Below are 794 nucleotides of genomic sequence, written 5' to 3' on the forward strand. Positions count from 1 at the left end.
AATCCCCTTCGTTGCACCCGATTCCCGGCAAGCTCAATTAGCCCAGTGCGCCGTTTCCAGATTCTAAATCAACGACTTGGGAATTCTTCACGGACGACTGATTAGTAATTGTCGCGAGAGTTACCTCATAACACAACTTCTCGTAATTGCACTTTTGGCGAACATGCAGCCCCCCAAAACAAAAACGGCCGGATCTTCCGATCCGGCCGCAATGCAAAACTCTACTCGGCTAAACCTACGCCTCGCGACGCAAGCCCCCGCCCAATTCGAAAATTCTTAGCTCGCCTTCTTCGCCGGCGCGGGCGTCGGGCCGACCTTCTTCTGGATGGCGCGCTTCAGCTCGAGGGCGCGCGGCGACAGCACGGCGGCCTTGGCCTTGATCAGGAAGGGGTCGAGGCCGCCATTGTGGTCGACGCTCTTGATCGCGCTGGTGGAGACGCGCAGGCGCACGTTGCGGCCCAGCGCTTCGCTGATGAAGGTCACGTTGACCAGGTTCGGCAGGAAGCGGCGCTTGGTCTTGATGTTGGAGTGGCTGACCGTGTGGCCGACCTGGGGGCCCTTGGCCGTCAATTCGCAGCGGCGAGACATGGCAAAATCCTCAATCTTTCCCAACGATGTGCGGCCGCCATTCGGGGCGCCACGGGCAAATTCTCTGTCCTTGCAGGGAGCGGGCGGACGTATAGGGGGGAAGCGGCGGGCCGTCAAGGTTTTGGGGCGGGTTTCGTGCTCCACGCCGGCGGCGGTCCACCCCCTCTCCCGCTTGCGGGGGAGGGGGTGGACCGCCGCCGGCGTGG

Annotated in this window: 1 protein-coding gene; it reads right to left on the reverse strand. The window is 62.1% G+C overall.

The window, feature by feature from the left end; translation table 11 throughout:
- Nucleotides 1-276: 276 nt before the first annotated feature.
- The gene (rpmB, locus tag IVB27_RS04310) at nucleotides 277-588 is read right to left on the reverse strand and encodes a 50S ribosomal protein L28 (protein WP_247441676.1); all 312 of its coding nucleotides are present in this window, start codon (nucleotides 586-588) and stop codon (nucleotides 277-279) included.
- Between the last annotated feature and the right edge of the window lie 206 nt (nucleotides 589-794).

The sequence above is a fragment of the Bradyrhizobium sp. 197 genome (genome assembly GCF_023073375.1).
In the GTDB taxonomy this organism is placed as follows: domain Bacteria; phylum Pseudomonadota; class Alphaproteobacteria; order Rhizobiales; family Xanthobacteraceae; genus Bradyrhizobium.

What these genes read in the sequence shown, in the direction of transcription:
- rpmB (WP_247441676.1), bottom strand. Translation starts at nt 588, where the DNA reads ATGTCTCGCCGCTGCGAATTGACGGCCAAGGGCCCCCAGGTCGGCCAC.